The sequence below is a fragment of the Streptomyces sp. NPDC002564 genome, from assembly GCF_042889645.1.
In the GTDB taxonomy this organism is placed as follows: Bacteria; Actinomycetota; Actinomycetes; order Streptomycetales; family Streptomycetaceae; genus Streptomyces.
Genome location: NZ_JBIARE010000001.1, coordinates 598,674 through 623,492 on the forward strand (window position 1 = coordinate 598,674; position 24,819 = coordinate 623,492).

Sequence of the window (24,819 nt, forward strand, 5' to 3'; positions counted from 1 at the left end):
CTGTTGCTGTTGCTGTTGCTGCCGGCATCGGTGCCGGGTGCCGTCAGGGCCTCGGTGCCGCCGGGGGCCGGCGGGCGGCGATCACCGGGGCGATCACGTCCAGGGCCCTCGGCGCCGTCATGTCCATGTGGGTGCAGTCCACGTCGAGTTCGCGGATCTCGCCCGTGACGTGCGCGTCCCACGCCTTGGCGGCGTACGGGTGCGCGCCGCCGGCCCGCCCGGAGCGGAAGGCCAGCACGTCGCCGCGGAAGACACCGGGCACGAACCGGCCCGCGATGCGGCGGTTGTTGGCGGCCACCCGGTGCAGCGCGCCGATGCCCTCCTCGCCGAGCCCGGACAGCGGGCTGTCGTGCGCGCGCAGCAGCGCGGCGACCCCGGCCGCCGTGAGCGGGCCGCGCGGGCGGTCCGCGGCGTCGGGCGCGGCGGGGCCCGCCGCGGCGGCGAGCACGCCGAGGATCTCCTGCAGCAGGTCGCCCTCCTCGTCCGCCCCCTGCGGCGCCTCCCAGTGCGAGGGGTAGGAGTCCAGGAGCGCGAGCAGCTCCACCTCCGCGCCCTCGGCCTGCAGCCGGACGGCGACCTCGTGCGCGACCAGACCGCCGAACGACCAGCCCACCAGCCGGTACGGGCCCTGCGGCCGTACCGCGCGGATACGCGCCGCGTAGTCGGCGGCCATCTCGGCGATGTCGGCCGCGCAGGGGTCGGCGGGGTCCAGGCCGCGCGCCTGCAGCGCGTACACCGTGGCGTCGGGGCCGAGCCGGGTGATGAAGCCGGTGTAGCACCAGCCGATGCCGACGACCGGGTGGATCAGGAAGTACGGGGCGTCGGCCGGCCGCTCCGTGGCCGCCCGGCCCTCCCGCAGCCGCAGCAGCGGCGCGAACGGGTCGTCGTCCCGGGCGCCCTCGCCGCCGTCCCCGCCCAGGCGTCCGGCGAGCGCCGCGACGGTCGGCGCCTCGAAGACGCTGCGGATCGACGCGGTGATGCCCAGCTCCGCACGGACGCGGTTCACCAGGCGGGTGGCGAGCAGCGAGTGCCCGCCGAGGTCGAAGAAGTCGTCGTCGACCCCGACCGACGCCACCCCGAGCACCTCGGCGAACAGCGCGCACAGCGCCGCCTCGCGGGGAGTGCGCGGGGCGCGCCCGCCGCCGGGCGCCGCGGTGACGCCGGGCGCGGGCAGCGCCTTGCGGTCCAGCTTCCCGTTCGGCGTGAGCGGCAGCGCGGCCAGCGCGACGACGGCCGCGGGCACCATGTAGTCCGGCAGCAGGCCGCGCACGTGCGCCCGCAACTCCTCGGCGTCCAGGCCCTGTCCGGCGTCCGCGGCCACCGCGTACGCGACGAGACGCCGGTCGCCGGGCCGGTCCTCGCGCACCACGACCACGCTCCGCGCCACCGACGCGTGCCGGGACAGCACCGCCTCGATCTCGCCCAGCTCGATGCGGTACCCGCGGATCTTCACCTGGTGGTCGGTGCGGCTCAGGTACTCCAGTGTGCCGTCCGCGGCCCAGCGGGCCACGTCGCCCGTCCGGTACATGCGCGCCCCGGCCGGGCCGTGCGGGTCGGCGACGAAGCGCCCCGAGGTGAGGCCGGGCCGCGCCAAGTACCCCCGCACCAGGCCCTCTCCGGCGAGGTACAGCTCGCCCGGGACCCCGGGCGGCACGGGCCGCAGGGCGCCGTCCAGGACGTATGCCCGGGTGTTGCGGATCGGCCGCCCGATGGAGGGGGCGCCGGGAGCGGGACGGTCCTGGCCGGGTGCGGCCCCGCCGAGGGCGGCCGCCGTCGACCACACCGTCGTCTCCGTCGGGCCGTACAGGTTGGTGACCTCCGCGCCGGTGCGCGTCATGCGCTCGGCGAGGTCCGCCGGCAGCGCCTCGCCGCCGACCAGCATCCGCAGACCTCCGGCGGCGGACGCCCGCTCGGTGATCAGCGCGTCCCACAGGGTGGGCGTCGCCTGCATGATCGTGGCGCCGCTCGCGCCGACCAGGTCGGCGAGGGCCGCCGGGTCGACGACGGCGGCCCGGTCGGCGACCACCACGGCGGCGCCGTGCAGCAGCGGCAGATGCAGTTCGAGGGCGTGGATGTCGAAGGCGACGGTGGTCACCGCCAGCATCCGGTCGGCGGTGGTCAGCGGGAACCGCTCGCCCATCGACAGCAGGAAGTTGAGCAGGCCGCGGTGCGGCACGACCACGCCCTTGGGCGCGCCCGTGGAACCCGACGTGAAGATCACGTACGCCGGGTGGTCGGGGTGCAGCGGCGTCACCCGGTCGGCGTCGGTGAGGTCCCGCCCGTCGTGCCCGGCGGCCTCCGCGCGGAACTCCGGGTCGTCCAGGCACAGCACGGCGGCGCCCGCGGGCAGCCGCGCCGCTCCGTCCCGGGTGGTGAGGACCGCCGCGGGAGCGGCGCCCGCGAGGACGGCGGCGACCCGTTCGCGGGGGTGGCCGAGGTCCACCGGCAGGTAGGCGGCGCCCGCCTTCTGCACGGCGAGCAGCGCGACGACCAGCCGCGGCGAGCGCGGCACGGCGAGGGCGACCACGCTCTCGGGGCCCACGCCACGTGTCACCAGGAGCCGGGCCACGCGGTTCGCCTCGGCGTTCAGCTGCGCGTACGTGAGTCCGGCGCCGTCCTCCTGCCACAGCGCGAGCGCGTGGGGGGTACGGGCCGCCTGCTCCTCGAAGAGGGCGGGCCAGCACCGCTGCGAGGGCTCGGCGGCGGTGTCGTTCCACTCGGTGAGGACCCGGTGGCGCTCGGCCGTACCGAGGACGTCGATCCGGCCGGCCGGGAGGTCCGGCGCGGCCACCACGGCAGCCAGCACCCGCCGCAGCCGGTCCGCCCAGCCGAGCACGTCCTCCTCGGTGAACAGGTCGGGCCGGTACGTCAGCCGGAACCGCAGCCGTTCGCCGGGCAGCACGGTCAGCGTCAGCGGGTAGTGCGCGGCGCCGCTGCCCTCCGTGCCCGCGATCTCCATGCCCCGGTAGGCGGGCGGGCCGTCGCCGGCCGGTGCCGGGTAGTTCTCGAACACGTACAGCGTGTCGAAGAGTTCGCCGCCGGTCCCGGCGAGCTGCTGGATCTCGCCGAGGCCCAGGTACTCGTGCGCGGCGAGCGCGGCGCGGTCCGACTGCAGGCGCGCCATCATCGCCGTCACGGACTCGGCGGGGTCCACCCGCAGCCGCACGGGCAGCGTGTTGGCGAACAGGCCGATCATCGACTCGACACCGGGCAGGTCCGAGGGGCGCCCGGAGACCGTCGCCCCGAAGACCACGTCGTCGCCGCCGGTGAGCGCGGCCAGGACCAGCGACCAGGCGCCCTGCACCACGGAGTTCAGGGTGAGGCCGCGGCGCCGCGCCAGGTCGGTGAGGTCCGCGGTGAGCCCGGCGTCCAGGCCCGTCTCCGTCTCCTCGGGCACGACGGTCTCGCGGCCGGCCCCGGCCGGGCCGAGCAGGGTGGGCCCGCGCAGCCCGTCGAGGTGGCGGCGCCAGGCGGTGACCGCGTCGCCGTGGTCGCGGCCCGCGAGCCACCGCAGGTAGTCGCGGTAGGGGCGGGGCGGCGCCAGGGTGTGGTCGCTGCCGCCCTGCTCGTACATCGTGAACAGCTCGTGCAGCATCAGCGGCACCGACCAGCCGTCGAGCAGGATGTGGTGGCTGGTCAGCACGAAGCGGTACTCGCCCGGCGCGAGCCGGACGAGGAGGCAGCGCACCAGCGGCGGCGTGCGCAGGTCGAAGCGGGTCGCGCGGTCGTCGGCGAGCGCCGCGTCGAGCCGTGCCCGGCGCTCGCCGGGTGCCACCGGCGCGAGGTCGAGCAGCCGCCACGGCATCCGGACGCGGTCCGGCACCACCTGCACCGGCTCGCCGCCCTTGCGCTCGCGGAAGGCGCCCCGCAGGTTGCCGTGCCGGGCGAGCAGCCCGTCGGCGGCGCGGCGCAGCGCGCTCGCGTCGAGGTCCCCGCGCAGGTCGAAGACGAACTGCAGGTGGTAGACGTCGGCGCCCTGCTCGTCGTACTGCGCGTGGAACAGGAAGCCCTCCTGCAGCGCCGTCAGCGGCAGCACGTCCTCGATGCGTGCCTTGGCGCGCGTCATCCCTGATCCCCGTTCTCGTTCCCGGCCCAGTGGCCGTCCGTGTGGTGGTCCATGACGGCGCCGAAGCCGTCGGCGTCCCCGAAGCCGTCGTCGGTGTCCCCGAAGCCGTCCGCGTCCCCGAACCCGTCCAGCGCCCCGAACTCGTCCTCGAATCCGTCGATCTCGCCCTGGTCGAGTGCCACCAGGTCGAAGTCGGAGGCCGTCGCGCCGCCCGCGTCGCCGCGCTCCGCATGGCGGGCCATCGCGGTCAGCGCGCGGATCCAGGCGTCCGCCATCGCGGCCGCCTCGGTCTCCGCGAGGACGCCGTCCGCCCAGGTCCACACGGCGCGCAGCTCGGCGCCCCCGTCCCCGGCCCTGGCCACGGCGTTGACCGTGAGCGCGGTGCGCAGCGGCATCGCGCCCGGCGGCATCCCGGCGCCGTCCGCGTCCGCCGCCTCGGGCGCGAGCGCCCAGTCGGCGGTGCGTCCGGGACCGTCGAAGCGGCCCAGGTAGTTGAAGCCGATCTGCGGCGTCGGGAGCGCGGCGAGCAGGGGCGCCGTCTCCGGGTTGAGGTAGCGCAGCAGACCGTGGCCGATGCCCTGGCCGGGCACCGCACGGAGCTGCTCCTTCGTGCGCTTGAGGACGTCCCCGACCGCGTCCCCGGCGGCCCACAGGTCGTCCCAGTCGACGTCGCCCGGTTCGATCCGCACCGGGTGCACGCCGGTGAACCAGCCGACGGTGCGCGACAGGTCGAGCCCGGCGACGAGGTCCTCGTGGCGGCCGTGGCCCTCGACCTCGACGAGCACCGGCTCGCCCCGCGGCCGGTCGCGGCCGGACAGGGAGGCGAGGGCCAGCGCGGTCAGCAGGACGTCGTCGACGCCCGCGTTGAAGGCGGCGGGCACCCGCGACAGGACCGTCTCGGTGACGTCCGCGGGCAGCGTGACCGTCAGGGACCGCGCGGTGGCGGTGGTGTCCCGTGCCGGGTCGAGCGCGCGGGCCCCGAAGGGCTGCCCGGGGCGGTCGTGCAGGCCCTGCCAGAAGGCCAGTTCGGCGGCCCGCTCCGGGGTGCGGGCCTGCTCGCCGAGGAGCGTCGCCCAGCGCCGGAAGGACGTGCCGACCCGCTCGGGGCGCGGGGCGCGGCCCGCGGCCACCTCGGCCCACGCCGAGCTCAGGTCGTGCATCAGGATCCGCCAGGACACGCCGTCGACGGCGAGGTGGTGGAGCGTGAGCAGCAGCCGCCCCGACGCGTCGTCGCCCGCGTCGAACCAGACGGCCTGGAACATCACGCCGTCCGCCGGGGAGATCCGCTCGCCCGCGGCGGCGGCCTCCTTGGCGAGCACGGAACGGGCCGACGGCCCGTCCATGTTCGTCAGGTCGACGCGGCGCAGGCAGTCGGCCGCGGACACCGCGCCGACGGACCGCACCCGCATGCTCAAGTCGCCGTCGGTGCAGCCGACTTCGAGGCGCAGCAGGTCGTGTCGGTCGACCAGTGACTGCAGGGCCGTGGCGAGACCGGACTCGGTCAGCGCGGCCGGCACCTGCAGCAGCACGGACTGCAGCAGCCCGTCGAGCGTGCCGCCGCGCGCCAGCAGGTCGTGCACGACCGGGGTGAGCGGTATCCCGCCGGTGCCGTCGTCGGCCGGGACGTCGTCGCCGGCGGTGACCGTGCCCGCGGCGGCGGCCAGCTGGGCCAGGGTCCTGGCCTGGAAGACGTCCTTCGGGGCGAGTTCGAGTCCGGCCGCGCGGGCGCGGCTCGCGAGCTGGATGGAGCCGATGCTGTCGCCGCCGAGCTCGAAGAAGTTGTCGTCGACGCCGACCTCGTCGAGGCCGAGGACCTCACCGACCAGACGGCACACGATCTCCTCGCGCGCGGTGCGCGGGGCGGTCACCGCCGCCGCCGACCGGAACACCGGGGCGGGCAGCACGGCCCGGTCCAGCTTGCCGTTGGCGGTGAGCGGCAGCTCGTCGAGCGCCACGACCGCCGCCGGGACCATGTACTCGGGCAGCGACGCGGCGACGTGGGCGCGCAGCAGCGCCGGGTCGACCCCCCGCGCCGGGTCGGCGGGAACCGCGTACGCGACGAGACGCTTGTCGCCCGGCCGGTCCTCGCGGACCACCACGGCGCTCTGCGCGACGGAGGCGTGCCGGGTCAGGGTCGCCTCGATCTCGCCGGGCTCGATGCGGAAGCCGCGGACCTTGACCTGGTCGTCGGCGCGGCCGACGAACTCCAGGGCGCCGTCGTGCCGGTGGCGCGCCAGGTCGCCGGTCCGGTACATGCGGGCGCCCGCGGGCCCGTACGGGTCGGCGACGAACCGCTCGCCGGTCAGGGCCGCCCGGTCGAGGTAGCCGCGCGCCAGCCCGGCGCCCGCGATGTACAGCTCGCCGACGGTGCCGACCGGCACCGGCGCGAGCGCCGCGTCCAGGACGTACGCACGGGTGTTGGCCATCGGACGGCCGATCGGCAGCCGGTCGGCCGACGCGTCGGCCGAGCCGACCAGATGGGTGGTGGCGCACAGGGTGATCTCCGTCGGCCCGTACAGGTGGCGCACCACGACGTGCGGCGCGGCGCGCAGCACGCTCTCGACGGCCGCGACGGACACGACGTCACCGCCGGTCAGGATCTCCCGTACACCGCCGAGCGCGTCGCCGATGTCGTCCGCGACGACCCGGAAGAGCCCGGCCGTGAAGTGCACCCCGGTGATGCCCTCCGCGACGATCAGCCGCTTCAGCTCGGCGACGTCCGGTTCCCCGGGCGGCGCGAGCACGACCCGGCCGCCCGCGAGCAGCGGCACCCACAGCTCGTAGTTCGAGATGTCGAAGGCGTACGGGGCGTGCATCAGGACGTGCGCGTGCCGGGCGCCGTCGGCCCACGACGGGTCGAGGGCGAGTTCGAGGAGGGAGCGGTGGGTGATCGCGATGCCCTTGGGCTTCCCGGTCGACCCGGAGGTGTGCATCACGTACGCGAGGGCCTCGGCCCGCTCCGGCACGGCGGGCGGGGCGGCGGCGGGCGCGACGTCCTCGGCGAGGACCACCTCGGCGGCGTTCGACGGCAGCCCGCGCGCGGACCAGGCGCGATCGGTGACCAGGACCCGCGCGCCGGAGCCCGCGAGGACCTCCCGCATCCGCTCGTCCGGGTAGCTCTCGTGCAGCGGGGCGTACGCGGCGCCCGCCTTGAGGATGCCGAGCAGCGCGACGACGAGGTCGGCGGAGCGCTCCATGAGCACGGCGACGCGCTCCTCGGGGCGCACGCCGAGGCCGGTGAGGCGGTGGGCGAGCCCGTTGGCGCGCCGGTCGAGCTCGGCGTACGTCAGGTGCCGGTCCCCGGCGGTCACGGCGACCGCGTCGGGGCGGGTGCGGGCGAGCCGCGCGAAGGTGCCGTGCACCGTCCCGTCGAGGCCGGGCACGTCCACGGCGGTGGCGTTCCACTCGGTGAGGACGCGGTGGCGTTCGGCGGCGCCGAGGATGTCGACGCGGTCGACGGGCAGGTCCGGGTCGGCGAGCACCGCGCCGAGCAGCCGCCGCAGCCGGGCCGCGATCAGCTCGGCGCTCCCGTGGTCGAAGAGGTCGGTGCTGTACTCCAGCATGCCCCGGATGCCGCGGGCGGTTCCCTGCTCGTCCGTGCGCTCCTGGAGGCTCAGCGACAGGTCGAACTTGGCGACGCCGATGTCGACCGGCTCCCCGCCGACCACGACCCCGGGCAGGTCCAGGGAGACCTCGGGGGTGTTCTGGAAGGCGAGGAGGACTTGGAAGAGGGGGTGGCGGGCTCGGGAGCGTGTGGGGTTGACGAGTTCGACGAGGCGTTCGAAGGGGGTGTCTTGGTGGGCGTAGGCATCGAGGTCGGTGGTGCGGACGCGGGTGACGAGTTCGCGGAAGGTGGGTTGTCCGGAGACGTCGGTCCTGAGGACGAGGGTGTTGGTGAAGAATCCGATGAGGTCGTCGAGGGCCTCATCCGTGCGTCCGGCGATGGGGCTGCCGATGGGGATGTCGTCGCCGGCACCGAGCCGGTTGAGGAGAGCGGCCAGGGCGGCCTGGACAACCATGAACACGGATGACGACGACTCGCGGGCGAACTCCGTGATCCGCTCGTGCAGATCGCCGTCCCACTCCAGGGCGACACGTCCGCCCACATGGCTGGACTCGGCGGGGCGCGGCCGGTCGGTGGGCAGGTCGAGCTCGTCCGGGAGGCCCGCGAGCGCCCCCTGCCAGTAGGCGGTCTGCCGCTGCGCGAGCGTCCCTTCCTCGTCCTCGTCGCCGAGGAGTTCGCGCTGCCACAGCGCGTAGTCGGCGTACTGGACCGGCAGCGGCTCCCAGCCGGGTTCCCTGCCGTCGAGGCGGGCGGCGTAGGCGGTGCCCAGGTCCCGGGCCAGCGGGCCCATCGACCAGCCGTCGCCCGCGATGTGGTGCAGCGAGATCAGCAGGACGTGCTCGGTCTCGGCGAGGGTGAACAGCGCGCCCCGCACCGGTAGTTCGCGCGCCAGGTCGAAGCCCGCGCTCGCGGCCTCCTTCAGCAGGCCCGGCAGCCCGCGCTCGTCGGCCCGTACGAGGGTCAGCGCGAACGGCGCGTCGGCGGGCGCCAGGATGCGCTGCTCCGCCTGCCCGTCGTGCTCGGGGAAGACGGTGCGCAGCGACTCGTGCCGGGCGACGACGTCGCCGAGCGCGGCCCGCAGCGCGTCGGTGTCGACGGTGCCGGTCAGGCGCAGCACCACCGGCATGTTGTACAGGGCGTCCGCGTCGTGCAGGTGCCCGAGCATCCACAGCCGGTGCTGGGCGAAGGACAGCGGCAGCGGCGCGGGCCTCTCGCGCGGCGCCAGGGCCGGTCGCGCCGACTCCGGGTCGGCGGACAGCGCGGCGAGCGCGGCGACCGTGGGCGTCTCGAAGAGCGCGGTCAGCGGCAGTTCGGTGCCGAGGGCGGTACGGACGCGGCTGACCAGACGGGTGGCGAGCAGGGAGTGGCCGCCGAGGTCGAAGAAGCTGTCGTCGATGCCGACCCGGTCGACGCCGAGGACCTCGGCGAACAGGCCGCACAGGACCTCCTCGCGCGGGGTGCGCGGCGCCCGCCCCGCGGACGTCCGGCCGTAGTCCGGCACGGGCAGCGCGTCGCGGTGCACCTTGCCGGTCGGCGAGAGCGGGATCACGTCCAGGGCGACGACGGCCGCCGGGACCATGTACTCGGGCAGCACGTCACCCACGTACGACCGGAGTGCGGCCGGATCCACGCCCCGTGCCGGGTCGGCCGGGACGGCGTACGCGACCAGGCGCTTGTCGCCGGGCCGGTCCTCGCGGACGACGACCGCGGAGTGGGAGACGGAGGGGTGCCGGTCCAGAACGGCGGCGATCTCGCCGGGTTCGATGCGGAAGCCGCGCACCTTGACCTGGTCGTCGGCGCGGCCCAGGTACTCCAGCTCGCCGTGGGCGTTCCAGCGCACGAGGTCGCCGGTGCGGTACATGCGCTCGCCGGGCGCCCCGAACGGGCAGGCCACGAACCGCTCCGAGGTCAGCCCGGCCCGGTTCAGGTAGCCGCGCGCGACACCGTCGCCCGCGAGGTAGAGCTCACCCGTGACCCCGGCCGGGACCGGGCGCAGGCCCGCCCCGAGCACGTAGGCACGGGTGCCCGTGACCGGGCGGCCGATCGGCGCGGACACCGCGCCCGTCAGCGGGCTGCTGAGCGTGGCGCACACGGTCGACTCGGTCGGGCCGTACGCGTTGAGCATCGTGCGGCCCGACGACCAGCGGGCGGTCACCTCCGGCGGGCACGCCTCGCCGCCGGTGATCAGACCGCGCAGCGTGGGCACGCTCTCCGGGTCCAGCGTGGCGACGAACGCGGGCGGCAGCATCGCGTGCGTGACGCCCGCGTCGGCGATGAGCCGCACCACGGCGTCCCCGACGACCTGCTCCGGACGCGGTACGACGAGCGCGGCACCGGCCAGCAGCGTCATCACCAGTTCCCCGGCCGACGCGTCGAAGCTGAGCGAGGCGAACTGCAGCACCCGCGAGTCGCCGTCCACGCCCAGGGCCTCCTGGTGCGACAGCGCGAGGCTCGCGAGGCCCCGGTGCGTGACCTGGACGCCCTTCGGGGCGCCGGTGGAACCCGAGGTGTAGACGACGTACGCGGGGTGGCCGACCCGCAGCGGGGACCCCCGGTCCGCGTCCGTCAGGTCCGTGCCGGACAGCGCGCGGGTCGCGGTGGCGGCGGCCGGGTCGTCGAGCCGCCAGCGCGGCACGGACTCCGGTACGCGGTCCCCGGCGCCGCCCACCGTCAGCAGGCCCATGGGCGCCGCGTCCGCGCACATGTACGCGGCGCGCTCGGCCGGGTAGTCCGGGTCGACGTTCAGATAGGCGGCGCCCGCCTTCACCACGGCGAGGGCGGCGACCACGAGGTCGGCCGAGCGCGGGATCGCCAGCGCCACCACCGTGTCGGGGCGCACGCCGTGGCCGACGAGGCGGCGGGCCAGGCGGTTGGCGCGGGCGTTGAGCTCCGCGTAGCTCACGCTCCCGCCGTCGTGCAGGACGGCGGTCGCGTCCGGCGTGCGGGCGGCCTGCGCCTCGAACAGCGCGGGCAGCGTGGCGGCTTCGGCGCGGGCGCCGTCGGCGGTGTTCCACGCGGTCAGGACGCGGTGCCGCTCGGCGTCGTCCAGGAGGTCGATGCGGCTGACCGGCACGTCCGGCGCGCCGACGGCGGCGCGCAGCAGCCGCTCCAGGCGGCGCGCGAGGCCGGCGGCGGTGTCCGCCTCGAAGAGGTCCCGGTTGAACTCCAGGACACCTTCGGCGCCCCCGTCACCGGACGGCTCCCGCACGCTGAACACCAGGTCGAACTTGGCGACGTCGGTGGTGGCGGGCTCGGCCCCGATGGTCAGCCCGGGCAGCTCCAGGGACACCTCGGGGGTGTTCTGGAGGACCAGCATGACCTGGAAGAGGGGGTGGCGGGCGCGGGAGCGTGTGGGGTTGACGAGTTCGACGAGGCGTTCGAAGGGGACGTCTTGGTGGGCGTAGGCGTCGAGGTCGGTGGTGCGGACGCGGGTGACGAGTTCGCGGAAGGTGGGTTGTCCGGATACGTCGGTCCTGAGGACGAGGGTGTTGGTGAAGAATCCGATGAGGTCGTCGAGGGCTTCGTCGGTGCGTCCGGCGATGGGGCTGCCGATGGGGATGTCGTCCCCGGCACCGAGCCGGTTGAGGAGGGCGGCGAGGGCGGCCTGGACGACCATGAAGACGGACGACGACGATTCACGGGCAAACTCCGTGATCCGCTCGTGCAGTTCGGCGTCCCAGCCGAACGGGACCATGCCGCCCCGGTGGCTCGCGGTCGACGGCCGCGGGTGGTCGGTGGGCAGGTCGAGCTCTTCCGGGAGACCGGTGAGCGCATCCTGCCAGTGGTCGAGCTGGCGTCGGGCGAGGGTGCCTTCCTCGTCCTCGTCGCCGAGGAGTTCGCGCTGCCACAGCGCGTAGTCGGCGTACTGGACGGGCAGCGGGTCCCAGCCGGGAGCGGTGCCGTCGAGCCGGGCGGCGTAGGCGGTGCCCAGGTCGCGCGCGAAGGGGGCCATCGACCAGCCGTCGCCCGCGATGTGGTGCAGCGAGACGAGCAGGACGTGCTCGGCGCCGGAGAGGGCGAACAGCTGTGCCCGCAGCGGCAGTTCGGCCCCGAGATCGAAGCCCTCGCGCACGGCCTCCCTGACCAGCTCGGGGAGGTGGTGTTCGTCGGTGTCGGTGACGGGGAGGGGGATGTCCCAGGTGTCGAGGACGTGCTGACGGGTGTCGCCGTCGATGTCGGGGAAGACGGTGCGCAGGGATTCGTGGCGTGCCACGACATCGCCCAGCGCGGCGCGCAGTGCTTCGCGGTCGAGTGCACCGGTCAGGCGCAGGACGACGGGCATGTTGTAGAGGGCGCCGGCGCTTTCGAGGCGGTTGAGGAACCACAGGCGGCGCTGGGCGAAGGACAGCGGCACGGCGTCCGGGCGCTCCGGGTGGCGGATCAGCGCGGGACGGGCCTCCTCCGCGCCGGACAGGGCGGCGATACCGGCCACGGTCGGTGTGTCGAAGAGCGCGGTCAGCGGAAGTTCGGTGCCGAGGGCGGTGCGGATGCGGCTGACGAGTCGGGTGGCGAGCAGGGAGTGGCCGCCGAGGTCGAAGAAGCTGTCGTCGATGCCGACCCGGTCGACGCCGAGGACCTCGGCGAACAGGCCGCACAGGACCTCCTCGCGCGGGGTGCGCGGCGCCCGCCCGACCGTGGCCGCGGCGTAGTCCGGGGCGGGCAGGGCGCGCCGGTCGAGCTTGCCGTTCGGCGTGAGCGGCAGGGCGTCCAGGGCGACGACGGCCGCCGGGACCATGTACTCGGGCAGGGCGTCGGCGACATGGGCGCGCAGCTCCGCCTGGTCGGTGCCCGCGGCGGCATCGGCCGGGACGGTGTACGCGACCAGGCGCTTGTCGCCGGGCCGGTCCTCCCGTACGAGCACTGTCGCCCGCGCCACCGAGGCGTGCCGTTCGAGGACGGCGGCGATCTCGCCGGGTTCGATGCGGAAGCCGCGGACCTTGACCTGGTCGTCGGCGCGGCCCAGGTACTCCAGCTCGCCGTGGGCGTTCCAGCGCACGAGGTCGCCGGTGCGGTACATGCGCTCGCCGGGTGCCCCGAACGGGCAGGCCACGAACCGCTCGGCGGTCAGCCCCGGGCGTCCCAGATAGCCGCGGGCGACACCCGCGCCCGCGACGTACAGCTCTCCGGGCACCCCGGCGGGGACCGGGCGCAGTCCCGAACCGAGTACGTAGAAGCGGGTGTTGTCCAGCGGGCGGCCGATCGGCAGCGCGCCGGGGGCCAGGACCGTGCCGGGGGCGACGCGGTGCTCGGCGCAGCTGACGGTCGTCTCCGTCGGGCCGTACACGTTGCGCACCGCGACCGCCGGGTGCGCGGCCCGCCAGGAGCCGAGCGCCCCGGCCGTCAGCGCCTCACCGGCGAGCAGCAGGTCGCCGGTCGGCGAGGCGTGACCCGGCAGGGCCGCCAGGATCGGCAGGTGGCTGGGGGTGGCCTTCAGCAGGGTCGGCGCGGTGGCGGGCAGCCCGGCGTCGTCGAGGCTGCCGACGGTGACACGGCCGCCCACGGCCAGCGGCGTGAGGAGCGCGGTGACCGTCATGTCGAAGGAGACGGACGAGTGCAGCAGCGCGGAGCCGCCCGCGCTCGGGTAGCTCGCCCCGGCCCACACCAAGTAGTCGACGAGGTTGCGCTGTTCGACGACGACACCCTTCGGGGTGCCGGTGGAGCCCGAGGTGTAGATCACGTACGCCGGGTGGTGCGGGTGCGGCGGCGCGGTCCGCCGGGCCGGGACGCCGGTCGCCGGTGCGAGGGTGTCCGCGGACAGCCGGGGCACGGCGGCGAATTCGGCGCGGCCCCGGACCGTGTCCTCGGTCGTCAGGAGCAGCGCGGGGGAGGCGTCGCCAAGCATGTACGCGATGCGGTCGGCCGGGTAGGCGGTGTCGACCGGCAGGTACGCGGTGCCCGCCTTGAGGGCGCCGAGGAGCGCGGCGAGCAGCAGCGGCGACGGGGGCAGGGCCACGGCCACCAGGTCGCCGGGGCCCGCGCCGCGGGCGGTGATCTCGCGGGCAACGGCGTCGGCGAGGGCGTGCAGTTCCGCGTAGGTCAGCCGCTCGGCGCCGTGCTCGACGGCGGTCGCGTCCGGCGTGCGGGCGGCCTGGGCCTCGAAGAGCTCGGGCACGGTCGTGGGGCGGGCGTCGGCCCCGGCGCCGTCGGGGACCGCGCCGTCGCGGACGGTGTCGTTCCACGCGGTCAGGACGAGGTGCCGCTCGGCGTCGTCCAGGAGGTCGATGCGGCTGACCGGCGCGTCCGGGTCGGCGAGCAGGGCGCGCAGGAAGCGTTCCAGGCGCGCGGCGAGCGCGGCGGCGGTCCCGTGGTCGAAGAGGTCGCCGTTGTACTCCAGGGTCCCGGCGATGCCGGCCGGCCCCTGGTCGCCGTGGCGTTCGGTGACGTTGAACGACAGGTCGAACTTGGCGACGCCCGCGTCGGCGGGCTCGACCGCGAAGGAGACCCCGGGCAGGTCCAGGGAGGCCTCGGGGGTGTTCTGGAAGGCGAGGAGGACTTGGAAGAGGGGGTGGCGGGCTCGGGAGCGTGTGGGGTTGACGAGTTCGACGAGGCGTTCGAAGGGGACGTCTTGGTGGGCGTAGGCGTCGAGGTCGGTGGTGCGGACGCGGGTGACGAGTTCGCGGAAGGTGGGTTGTCCGGAGACGTCGGTCCTGAGCACCAGGGTGTTGGTGAAGAACCCGATGAGGTCGTCGAGGGCCTCATCCGTGCGTCCGGCGATGGGGCTGCCGATGGGGATGTCGTCCCCGGCACCAAGTCGGTTGAGGAGAGCGGCGAGGGCGGCCTGGACGACCATGAAGACGGACGACGACGACTCGCGCGCGAACTCCCCTATGAGGGAATGGAGTTCGGCGTCCCAGTCGACGCCGACGCGGCCGCCGGAGTGGCTGGAGACGGCCGGCCGGGGCCGGTCGGTGGGCAGGTCCAACTCCTCGGGGAGCCCGGCGAGCGCATCCTGCCAGTGGTCGAGCTGGCGTCGGGCGAGGGTGCCTTCCTCGTCCTCGTCGCCGAGGAGTTCGCGCTGCCACAGCGCGTAGTCGGCGTACTGGACGGGCAGCGGCTCCCAGTCGGGAGCGGTGCCGTCGAGGCGGGCGGCGTAGGCGGTGCCCAGGTCCCGGGCCAGCGGGCCCATCGACCAGCCGTCGCCCGCGATGTGGTGCAGCAGCAGCGCGAGCACGTGCTCGGACTCGCCCAGCCGGAACAGAGCCGCACGCAACGGCAGTTCGCGGGAGAGGTCGAACCCTTCGCGGGCCGCTTCCTTCAGGAGCTCGGGGAGGTGCTGCTCGTCGGTGTCCGTGACAGGGAGGGAGATGTCCCAGGTGTCGAGGACGTGCTGGCGGGCGTCGCCGTCGATGTCGGGGAAGACGGTGCGCAGGGATGCGTGGCGTGCCACGACGTCATTGAGGGCGATCCGCAGGGCGTCACGGTCGAGTGCACCGGTCAGGCGCAGGACGACGGGCATGTTGTAGAGCGCGCCGTCGCTCTCGAGGCGGTTGAGGAACCACAGGCGGCGCTGCGCGAAGGACAGCGGCACGGCGTCCGGGCGCTCCGGACGGGCGACCAGCGAGGGGCGGGCCGACTCCGGCCGCGCGTCCTCGATCAGCGCCGAGAGCCCGGCGACCGTCGGCGTCTCGAAGAGCGCGGCCAGCGGCAGTTCGGCACCCAGGACGGTACGGACGCGGCTGACCAGACGGGTGGCGAGCAGGGAGTGCCCGCCGAGCTGGAAGAAGCTGTCGTCGATGCCGACCCGGTCGGCGCCGAGGACCTCGGCGAACAGGCCGCACAGGACCTCCTCGCGTGGGGTGCGCGGGGCGCGCCCGGTCGAGGCCGCGGCGAAGTCGGGGGCCGGCAGGGCGCGCCGGTCGAGCTTGCCGTTCGGCGTGAGCGGCAGGGCGTCCAGGGTCACGAACGCGGCCGGAACCATGTACGCGGGCAGCGACCCGGCCACGTCGGCGCGCAGCCGGGCGTGGTCGACGCCCCGGTCGGGTGCGGCCGGGACGACGTACGCGACCAGGCGCTTGTCGCCCGGCCGGTCCTCCCGTACGAGCACCGTCGCCCGCGCCACCGCGGGCCGGGCGGTGAGGGCCGACTCGATCTCGCCGAGCTCCACGCGCAGGCCGCGGATCTTGACCTGGTCGTCGGCGCGGCCCAGGTACTGCAGCTCGCCGTCGGCGGTCCGGCGCACGAGGTCGCCGGTGCGGTACATGCGCTCGCCGGGCGCGCCGAACGGGCAGGCCACGAACCGCTCCGAGGTCAGCCCCGGGCGGCCCAGATAGCCGCGGGCGACACCCGCGCCCGCGAGGTAGAGCTCTCCCGTGACCCCGGCGGGGACCGGGCGCAGCCACGCGTCGAGGACGTGGGCGCGCATGCCGGGCACGGACGAGCCGATGGCGGGCCGCGCGGTGCCCGACAGCGGGCCGCTCAGCGTGCCGCACACCGTGATCTCGGTCGGCCCGTACGCGTTGAGCATCGTGCGGCCCGCCGACCAGCGGGACACCAGCTCGCCGGAGGACGCCTCGCCGCCCACGAGCAGGGTGCGGACCGAGGGCAGGTCGTCCGGCGCGAGGACGTCGAGGACGGAGGGCGGCAGCAGCGTGTGGGTGATGCCCTGCGCGGCGGCGAGCCCGGCCAGCGGGGCGCCGGGGCGCAGCCGGTCCGCGGGGGCGAGCACCAGCGCGGCGCCGGAGAGCAGCGCCATGGAGATCTCCCAGAACGCCGCGTCGAAGCTGAACGAGGCGAACTGCAGCACCCGGTCGCCGGGCCCGAGCCGCCACGTCGACCGCGTCTCCAGGAGGCCGGGGACACCGGTGTGGGTGACGACGACGCCCTTGGGGCGGCCGGTGGAGCCCGAGGTGTAGATGACGTACGCCGGGTGGGTGCGGCGCAGCGGGGTGCGGCGCTCGGCGTCGGTGACGTCGTGGGCGGGCAGCCCGGACACGTCGGCGGTGTCGAGCGCGAGGTGGGCGGTGCCGGGCGGCAGGGCGCTCGCGAGACCGCTCGTGGTGAGGGTCAGCGCGGGCGCGGCGTCGCCCAGCATGTACGCGATGCGGTCGGCCGGGTAGGCGGGGTCGACCGGCAGGTAGGCGGCGCCCGCCTTGAGGACGGCGAGCACGGCGACGGGGAGTTCCGCGGTGCGGGGCAGCATCAGGGCCACCGTGTCCTCGGGGCCGATGCCGCGCCGGGTCAGGAGCCGGGCCAGGCGGTTGGCGCGCGCGTCGAGGCCGGCGTACGACAGTGTCGTGTCCTCGAAGACCACGGCGGGCGCCTCGGGGGCGCGGGCGACCTGCGCCGCGAACAGCTCGGGGAGGGTGGCGTCCGGCAGTGCGGCGCGGGTGGCGTCACCTTCGCCTTCGCCGTCGGTCAGCTCGGCGTGCTCGGCGGCGGTCAGCAGGTCGAAGTCGCCGATGCGGCGCCCGGGTGCGGCGGCCGCGTCGGCGAGGAGCCGCAGCAGCCGGGCCACCAGCCGCCCGACGGTGTCCGCGTCGAACAGGTCGGTGCTGAACTCGACGAACCCGTCGAGCCCGGCGGGTGCGCCGTCGGCGTCCCGCGTCTCGGTCAGGCTCAGGGACAGGTCGAACTTGGAGCCGCCGGGGTGCACGCCGTGGTGGTCGACCGTCAGGCCGGGCAGCGTCATCGCGGACGCCGGGGTGTTCTGCAGCGCGAGCAGGATCTGCACCAGCGGCTGACGGCCCGGGACGCGCGCCGGGTTGAGGGCCTCGACCAGGCGCTCGAAGGGCAGGTCCTGGTGGGCGTAGGCGGCCAGGTCGGTGGCGCGGACGCGGTCCACGAGCTCGCCGAAGCCGGGGTTGCCCGAGGTGTCGGTGCGCAGGACCAGGGTGTTGACGAAGAAGCCGACGAGGTCGTCGAGGGCCTCGTCGGTGCGGCCCGCGACGGGGCTGCCGACGGGGATGTCGGTGCCCGCGCCGAGTCTGCTCAGGAGCGCGGCGAGGCCCGCCTGCAGCACCATGTGCAGGGTCGCGCGGCGCTCGCCCGCCAGGGCGGTGAGGGCCCGGTGCAGGGCGGCGTCCACCCGGACGGGCAGGGCGGCGCCCGCGCTGCCGGGGACCGCGGGGCGCGGCCGGTCGGCGGGCAGTGCGAGCTCCTCCGGCAGCCCGGCGAGCGCCGAGCGCCAGAAGTCGAGCTGCTGCCGGGCCGGGCTCCCCGGCTCGCCGTCGTCGCCGAGGAGTTCGCGCTGCCACAGCGCGTAGTCGCCGTACTGGACGGGCAGCGGCTCCCAGGCGGGGGCGGTGCCGTCGAGGCGGGCGGCGTAGGCGTCGCCCAGGTCGCGGGCGAGCGGCGCCATGGACCACTCGTCGCCCGCGATGTGGTGCAGGACCAGCGCCAGGACGTGCTCGCGCGGGCCGAGGGCGAACAGCGCGGCGCGCACCGGGATCTCGCGGGCCAGGTCGAAGCCGGTGCGGGCGGCCGTGTCGAGGAGCGCGGTCAGCTCCCGCTCGTCGGTGGCGGTCACCGGGAGCGGCACGTCCCAGGTGTCGAGGACCTGCTGGCGGGCCTCGCCGTCGACGTCGGGGAAGACGGTGCGCAGCGACTCGTGGCGGCCCACGACGTCGCCGAGGGCCGCGCGCAGGGCGTCCCGGTCGAGGTCGCCGCGCAGCCGCAGCGCGAGCGGCATGTTGTACGTCGAGCCGACCCCGCCGACCTGGCGCAGGAACCACAGCCGCTGCTGGGCGAAGGACAGCGGGAGCGTCCCGGTCCTGTCCCTCGGCACGAGGGCCGGGCGCGCGGGCGCGGTCGCGCCGAGGCCGTCGGCGAGCCCGGCGACGGTCGGCGACTCGAAGAGCCTGGCCAGCTGGAACTCCGCACCGAGCTCGGCGCGCACCCGCACCGCGAGGCGGGTGGCGAGCAGTGAATGGCCGCCCAGGTCGAAGAAGTTGTCGTCGATGCCGACCTGTGCCACGCCGAGGATCTCGGCGAAGAGGCGGCACAGCGTCTCCTCGCGGGCCGAGCGCGGCGCGCGGCCGGTGCCGCCGTCGAACCGGGGCGCGGGCAGCGCGCGCCGGTCCAGCTTGCCGTTGACGGTCAGCGGCAGCGCGTCCAGGGCCACCACGGCGGCCGGGACCATGTACGAGGGCAGGGCCTCGCTCGCGTACGCCCGCAGCGCGGCGGTGTCGGGGGCGGTGGAGCGCGCCACCGTGTAGGCCACCAGGCGCTTGTCGCCGGGCCGGTCCTCGCGGACGACGACGGCGACCTCGGCGACGTCCGGGTGGCGGCCGAGGACCGCCTCGATCTCGCCGAGCTCGATGCGGAAGCCGCGGATCTTCACCTGCTGGTCGGCGCGGCCCTCGTAGGAGAGGAGCCCGTCGGCGCTCCAGCGGGCCAGGTCGCCGGTGCGGTACATGCGCTCGCCGGGTGCCCCGAACGGGCAGGCCACGAACCGCTCCGAGGTCAGGCCGGAGCGGCCCAGATAGCCGCGGGCCAGACCGGCGCCCGCGACGTACAGCTCGCCGACGGCGCCGGGCGGCGCGGGGCGCAGCCGGTCGTCCAGGACGTAGGCGCGCAGGTCGGGCAGGGCGGGGCCGACGGTGCTGCCGCTGTCGGCGGCCGCGCTCCCGCGGGTCAGGACCTGCTGGGTGACGTGCACCGTGGTCTCGGTGATGCCGTACATGTTGACGAGCGTCGGGGCGTCGTCCGCGTGCCGCTCGTACCACTCGGCGAGCCGCCCCGGCACCAGCGCCTCGCCGCCGAACACGACGTGACGCAGCGCGAGTTCGCCGCCCGTGTGGCGCCGGTCGGCCTGGATGAGCTGGTAGAACGCCGACGGGGTCTGGTTCAGGACGGTGACCCGCTGCGCGGCGAGGAGGTCGCGGAAGGCCTCGGGGGAGCGGGACACGGCGTGCGGCACGACGACGAGACGGCCGCCGTACAGCAGGGCGCCCCACAGCTCCCACACCGAGAAGTCGAAGGCGTACGAGTGGAACAGCGTCCACACGTCGTCGGGGCCGAAGCCGTACTGCTCCTCGGTCGCCGAGAACAGCCGGGTCACGTTGCGGTGGGTGACCACCACGCCCTTGGGGCGGCCCGTCGAACCGGACGTGAAGATGACGTACGCGGGGTGGTCGGCGCACAGCGGCGCCGACCGGTCGCTGTCGGCCGGGTCGTGCGCGGGCCCCTCGCCCGGGTCGCGCACGGCGGCGACGCCGTCGAGGACGAGGACGGGGCGCGCCTCCTCCAGGACGGCCGCGCGGCGGGCGGCCGGCGCGTCCGGGTCGACGGGCAGATAGCCCGCGCCGCTCTTGAGGACGGCGAGGACGGCGACGACGAGCTCGACCGAGCGGGGCAGGACCAGGCCGACCAGGCTCTCGGGTCCGGCACCGCGGCCGATCAGCCGGTGGGCGAGCCGGTTGGCCCACGTGTTGAGCTCCGCGTACGTCAGCGTGGTGTCCTCGTACACCACGGCGACGGCGTGGGGGGTGTGCCGGGCGCGGTCCTCGAACCACGCCGGGAGCGTGCCCGCGGCGAGGTCGCGCGCGGTGCCGTTCCACCCGGTCAGGACGCGCTCGCGCTCCTGCGGGTCCAGGACGTCGACGGTGCCGATCGCGCGGTCCGGCTCGGCGGTCAGCGCGCGCAGGTGGGCGAGGAAGCGGCGGCCGTGGTCGGCGATGTCGGCCTCGCCGTACGCGGCGGTGTTGCCCGCGATGCGCACGCCGATGCCCTGGTCGCCGGTGCCGCCCTCGAAGACGATGACCATGTCGTCGACGGGGCCGCTGGGCATGCCGTGCGCGGCGCCCGTGCACGCGTCGCCGAACCGCAGCCCCTCCTCCAGCGGCAGGAAGTTGATGGAGGGTCCGAACATGCGGCGCGAGAAGCCGCCGAGCCCGAGGTCGGCCCGCAGGTCCTCGCCGCGGTAGCGCTGGTGGCGCAGGAGGCCGCGCATCTCCTGCCCGACGTGGCGCTGCAGCTCGGCGAAGGACATCTCCGGGTCGACGCGCACGCGCAGCGGCAGCACGTTCGACGCCATGCCCGGGGTGGTCTTGGTGACCGGCGTCAGACGTCCGGTGACGGGGAATCCGATCACGACGTCGTCGGTGCGGGTGAAGTGGCGCAGGTATGCCGTGGCGGCGGCGGTCAGGGTGACCTGCCAGGTCGAACGGGCCTGCCTGGCCAGCCGTTTGATCTCGGCGAAGTAGTCGGCCTCCAGCCAGTTCTCGTAGCGCGGGGACTCGCCCCACAGGCCGGTGGCGCGGTCGGGCAGGTTGAGGATCTCGGAGTCGTCGCCGAACCGGTCGAGCCAGTACGCGCGGTCCCGGTCACTGCGCTCGCTCTCCGCGTACGCGACGTGTTCGGCGGTGAATTCGGCGAGCGAGGAGAAAGGACTCGCGGAGAATCCGGTGGGGGCTTCTCCGGAATCGTCCGTGCCTTCTCCGGATACGAGTTCCGTGTAGCAGTCGGCGACGCGCTGGACGAGGAGACTGAACCCGAAGGCGTCACAGACGATGTGGTGGACGCGGGTGTACCAGTAGAGGCGGTCCGCCGAGACGCGGAAGAGCATGTGGACGAACAGCGGCCCCTGTCGCAGGTCGAAGGGCCGCTCCAGGTCCTCCTGCATGGCCGCGAGAGCCGCCGCGTGCGGGTCGTCCTGGGTGGATACGTCCAGATACGGCAGGGGCCAGTCGCGCTCGGCGCGCACGGACTGCCACGGCACGCCGTCCGTCTCGCCGAAGCCGACGTGCAGGGCCTCGGCCTCGTCGGTGGCGTGCCGCAGTGCCTGCTCGAACATCTTCCGGTCGAGGGGCCCGCGTATCTCGACATAGCCATTGATGTTGTACAGGAGGCTGTTCGGAGCCAGTTCCTGGGCGAACCAGATGCGCTGCTGCGCCGCCGACAACGCCTGGCCGGTGGAATGCGTACCCTCGAACACCCTGCGAATCCCCCACGGATAAATGGGGGCAGGTGAAAATGTCTCGCCTCTGGCCCCCCGGCGCGGCGGTCACTCGGTGTCCCGCGCGCACTTTCCAAAGTCGAACAAAGATCATGCTACCTCCGGTTCCGGAGGGGTCAACTTCGGTCAAGATCGAACACGCGATTACACGACGACCCGTCATGTTGCGTTTCTCATATGGCCTTTGGCCGAGGGGTCGGTTATGCGGCGCCGGGGGAGGGGGCGAGGGGTCAGCGCTGCGACGCGTACGCCACGAAGAGGGACCAGGCGGCCGACGGGACGGCGAGCTGGGGTCCCGGGACGTTCTTGGAATCGCGGATGTGGACGGTGTCGGGGCAGGTGGCGATCTCCACGCAGTCGTTGGGGTCGCTGCTGTCGCTGTAGCTGCTCTTCCGCCAGCGCAGGGCGACCTCTACGCAGTCGTTGGGGTCGTTGCTGTCGCTGTAACTGCTCTTGAACCACTCCAGCTCGGACGTGTCCCCGGCAGAGTGCGTGCGGATCATGTCTCTCCCAGCATTCTTTCGATGAAGGGCAGCGTCTCCTCCGGCGGGAGCGCCCGTGCCCGGATGATTCCATAGCGCAGCTCCAGGATCCGGAGTTGCCGGAGGTCGGACACTGGGCGGCCGTTGAACGCACCGTCGGAGCGGCCAACCCCTGTGCCATCAGCGAACTTCAGCATCTGAATCTTGCCGCCGACCCCTGGGTGGTTCCATCGCGACATCGGCATTACTTGGAGGTCGACATGCTGCAACCTGCCCACCTCCAGAAGCTTCTCAAGCTGTCGGTGCATCGCCATCTTCCCACCGACCGGCCTGCGCAGCGTCGCCTCTTCCTGGATGAAGCCGATATCGGGAGCCGGCGTCCGGTCGTAGATCGACTGACGAGCCATGCGGGCGTCCACTGCCCGCTCCAGCTCGACCGGGGACAGGCAGGGGCGATACGTGCCGAGCAACGCCCGCGCGTACTCCTCCGTCTGCAACAACCCATGGATGTTCCGATCGCTGTACAGCGACAGCTCCACCGCCCTGCCTTCGAGCTTGGCCAGCTCCCTCACCTTCTTCGGGTACTGCGCCTTGGCCAGCTCCTCCTTCATCGACGCGATGAACCCCCGTGCCCCGAGGATCTCGTCCGCCCGCTGGAGGTACTCCGGGCGGGGGATGCGCGCCCCGCGCTCCACCTTCCGCACCTGGTCCTCGCCGTAGCCCATCGCCTCGGCGAAGTCGGGGACGCGCAGGCCCGCCGCCTCCCGCCAGCGTTTCTGCTGATGGCCCAGCGCCTCGACCACCGAGGCGATCTCGTCGCTCGGGTCCACGTCCCAGCCGGACTCGTCGATCTCGTCCGCCGATGCGTCCCTGCGCTCCGCCCCGCCACCGTCCGCACTCATGTGCGCCCACCTCCGACGTACCGTCAAACACCCGCGTACAGGGCTACCCAGACGTCACGCTGGGTAGCCGGGACAGCCTGGACAACGCGGGACAGCCGCGGGACAAAGGGCCGGACTACCGGCTGTGCGCGGTCACGTCGCCGTACGCGGTGGTCGCGTGGATCTTCAGCGGCGCGTCCGCGCCCTCCGCGTTCCGGAGCGAGTTGTTCACGCGGCCGTACGAGGTGCCCGCGTCCAGCGACGCGGAGACCCCCCGCGCCGCACCGACCGAGATCTCGCCGTGCAGGGTGTTGAGCCGGACGGTGCCGTGCACGGCCTCGCCGACGCGGATGTCGCCCTTCTGCGTGGTGATCTCGGCGGGGCCGCCCAGGCGTCCGACCGAGACGTCACCGGCGAGCACGGAGAGCACGGTGTGCTCGGACTCGTCGATCTTGACGGTGGCCTGCGCGCCCTCGAAGGCGACGTCACCGAGCCGGCCGACGCCCCGGAACTCGGCGCTCGCGGCCTTCGCCTCGACGCGGGACCCGGCGGGCACCTGGACCGTCACCTCCACGGAGCCGGACGAGCCGAGGACCCGGCTCTTCGCGGCGGGGGCCGCGATCCGCAGGACGCCGTCGGCGTAGGCGACCTCGATCCGCTCGGCCGCCTTCGCGTCGGCGCCGCTGGAGGCGTTCGCGGGGCGGACCTCGACGGTGGTGTCGGCCCGGTCGGCGGCGATGAAACGGATGAGGCCGGCGGGGATGTCGAGGACGGTCGCGACGGGGGAGGGGGTGTCGAACTTCTGCATGGCGTGCTCCTTGATCCGTAGTCCGTAATCCGGGGTGTGCCTGCTGTGCCTGTGCCTGTGCGTCTGCGGGGTCCGCCACCCTCTGGCGGGCTCCGTTTCCGACAGGTGAAACGCTACGTTGCGTTCACCACTCTGGCAACGACATCGTTGCGCGCGGAGCTGATAAGCGCAGCTCAGAGTGGCAATTTCGTTGCAATGGTTCAGAATCTAACGCAACGGAGACCGTCCAGTCGTTGCAATGAGATGCGACTGAACGCTACTCTGGGACCACTAGGACCCACGTTGAAAGGGAGCCCCCCATGCCGGGAGGCAGACTCACCCAGCAGGAACGCCAGCAGATCGCTCTCGGCCTGGCCGACGGTCACGCCTACGCCGAGATCGCCCGCCGCCTCGACCGCCCCACCTCGACGATCACCCGCGAGGTGATGCGCAACGGCGGCCCCACCGCCTACCGGGCCGACCTCGCCCACCGCGCCACCGAGCACCGGGCGCACCGCCGCAAGCAGTCCGCGCCCCGGGCCACGCGGACACCCGCGCCGGACCACGGGCGCGACCCGGACGCGGTACGGGCGTACGAGGAGGTGTTCACCACCGTCCTCATGCAGTCCGGCATGGCCAAGATGATGGCCCGGGTGATGGCGTGCCTCACCCTCACCGACACCGGCAGCCTCACCGCGTCCGAGCTGGTCCAGCGCCTCCAGGTCAGCCCGGCGTCCGTCTCCAAGGCCATCGCGTTCCTGGACGAGCAGGGCCTCGTGCGGCGGGAGCGCGACGACCGCAGGCGCGAGCGGTATGTCGTCGACGACGACATCTGGTACCGGTCGATGATGGCCAGCGCCCGCTCCACCGCCCACCTGGTCGAGACGGCACGGCAGGGCGTCGGCGTGCTCGGCCCCGGCACCCCGGCCGCCGCCCGCCTCGAAAACGTCGCCCGCTTCCTCGACTTCGTCTCCGAGTCCATCGCCCGCGCGGCGGAGCAGGCCCGCGACATCCTCCACGCGAAGCCACAGCCGACCCCGGACGACGGCCCGCCCTCGGACCACCCCTCACCCTCGGACCGCCCCTCACCCTCGGACGACGGCCCGCCCCCGGGTGACCCCGCACCCCCGAACTAGCCCACCCC

Annotated in this window: 6 protein-coding genes; 1 reads left to right on the forward strand and 5 read right to left on the reverse strand. The window is 74.4% G+C overall.

Annotation, left to right across the window (positions count from 1 at the left end):
- Window positions 1-43 precede the first annotated feature (43 nt).
- From ACFYXE_RS02870 to ACFYXE_RS02890, 5 genes are all read right to left on the reverse strand, one after another.
- Complete coding sequence (locus ACFYXE_RS02870) at window positions 44-4,066, reverse strand: amino acid adenylation domain-containing protein (RefSeq protein ID WP_389308237.1); 4,023 nt, start codon at window positions 4,064-4,066, stop codon at window positions 44-46.
- A complete protein-coding gene (locus ACFYXE_RS02875) occupies window positions 4,063-21,504 on the reverse strand; it encodes a non-ribosomal peptide synthase/polyketide synthase (protein ID WP_389308239.1) in 17,442 nt (5,813 codons plus the stop codon). Before ACFYXE_RS02875 ends, ACFYXE_RS02870 begins: the two co-directional genes overlap by 4 nt.
- A 251-nt stretch (window positions 21,505-21,755) precedes the next feature.
- On the reverse strand, window positions 21,756-22,028 hold the full coding sequence (locus ACFYXE_RS02880) for a DUF397 domain-containing protein (RefSeq protein ID WP_389308241.1): 273 nt from the start codon (window positions 22,026-22,028) through the stop codon (window positions 21,756-21,758).
- Window positions 22,025-22,909: a helix-turn-helix transcriptional regulator gene (locus ACFYXE_RS02885; protein ID WP_389308243.1), complete on the reverse strand. Its 885-nt coding sequence runs from the start codon at window positions 22,907-22,909 to the stop codon at window positions 22,025-22,027. Before ACFYXE_RS02885 ends, ACFYXE_RS02880 begins: the two co-directional genes overlap by 4 nt.
- A 115-nt stretch (window positions 22,910-23,024) precedes the next feature.
- Entirely contained in the window at window positions 23,025-23,696 is a 672-nt protein-coding gene (locus ACFYXE_RS02890; protein ID WP_389308245.1) for a DUF4097 family beta strand repeat-containing protein, read from the reverse strand.
- A gap of 299 nt (window positions 23,697-23,995) precedes the next feature.
- Here ACFYXE_RS02890 and ACFYXE_RS02895 point away from each other — a divergent pair, with 299 nt between their 5' ends.
- On the forward strand, window positions 23,996-24,811 hold the full coding sequence (locus ACFYXE_RS02895; protein ID WP_389308247.1) for a helix-turn-helix domain-containing protein: 816 nt from the start codon (window positions 23,996-23,998) through the stop codon (window positions 24,809-24,811).
- Window positions 24,812-24,819 lie beyond the last annotated feature (8 nt).

Coding starts and splice junctions, on each gene's coding strand:
- ACFYXE_RS02885 (WP_389308243.1), bottom strand. CDS start 22,909: ATGAGTGCGGACGGTGGCGGGGCGGAGCGCAGGGACGCATCGGCGGAC.
- ACFYXE_RS02895 (WP_389308247.1), top strand. CDS start 23,996: ATGCCGGGAGGCAGACTCACCCAGCAGGAACGCCAGCAGATCGCTCTC.
- ACFYXE_RS02880 (WP_389308241.1), bottom strand. CDS start 22,028: ATGATCCGCACGCACTCTGCCGGGGACACGTCCGAGCTGGAGTGGTTC.
- ACFYXE_RS02870 (WP_389308237.1), bottom strand. CDS start 4,066: ATGACGCGCGCCAAGGCACGCATCGAGGACGTGCTGCCGCTGACGGCG.
- ACFYXE_RS02890 (WP_389308245.1), bottom strand. CDS start 23,696: ATGCAGAAGTTCGACACCCCCTCCCCCGTCGCGACCGTCCTCGACATC.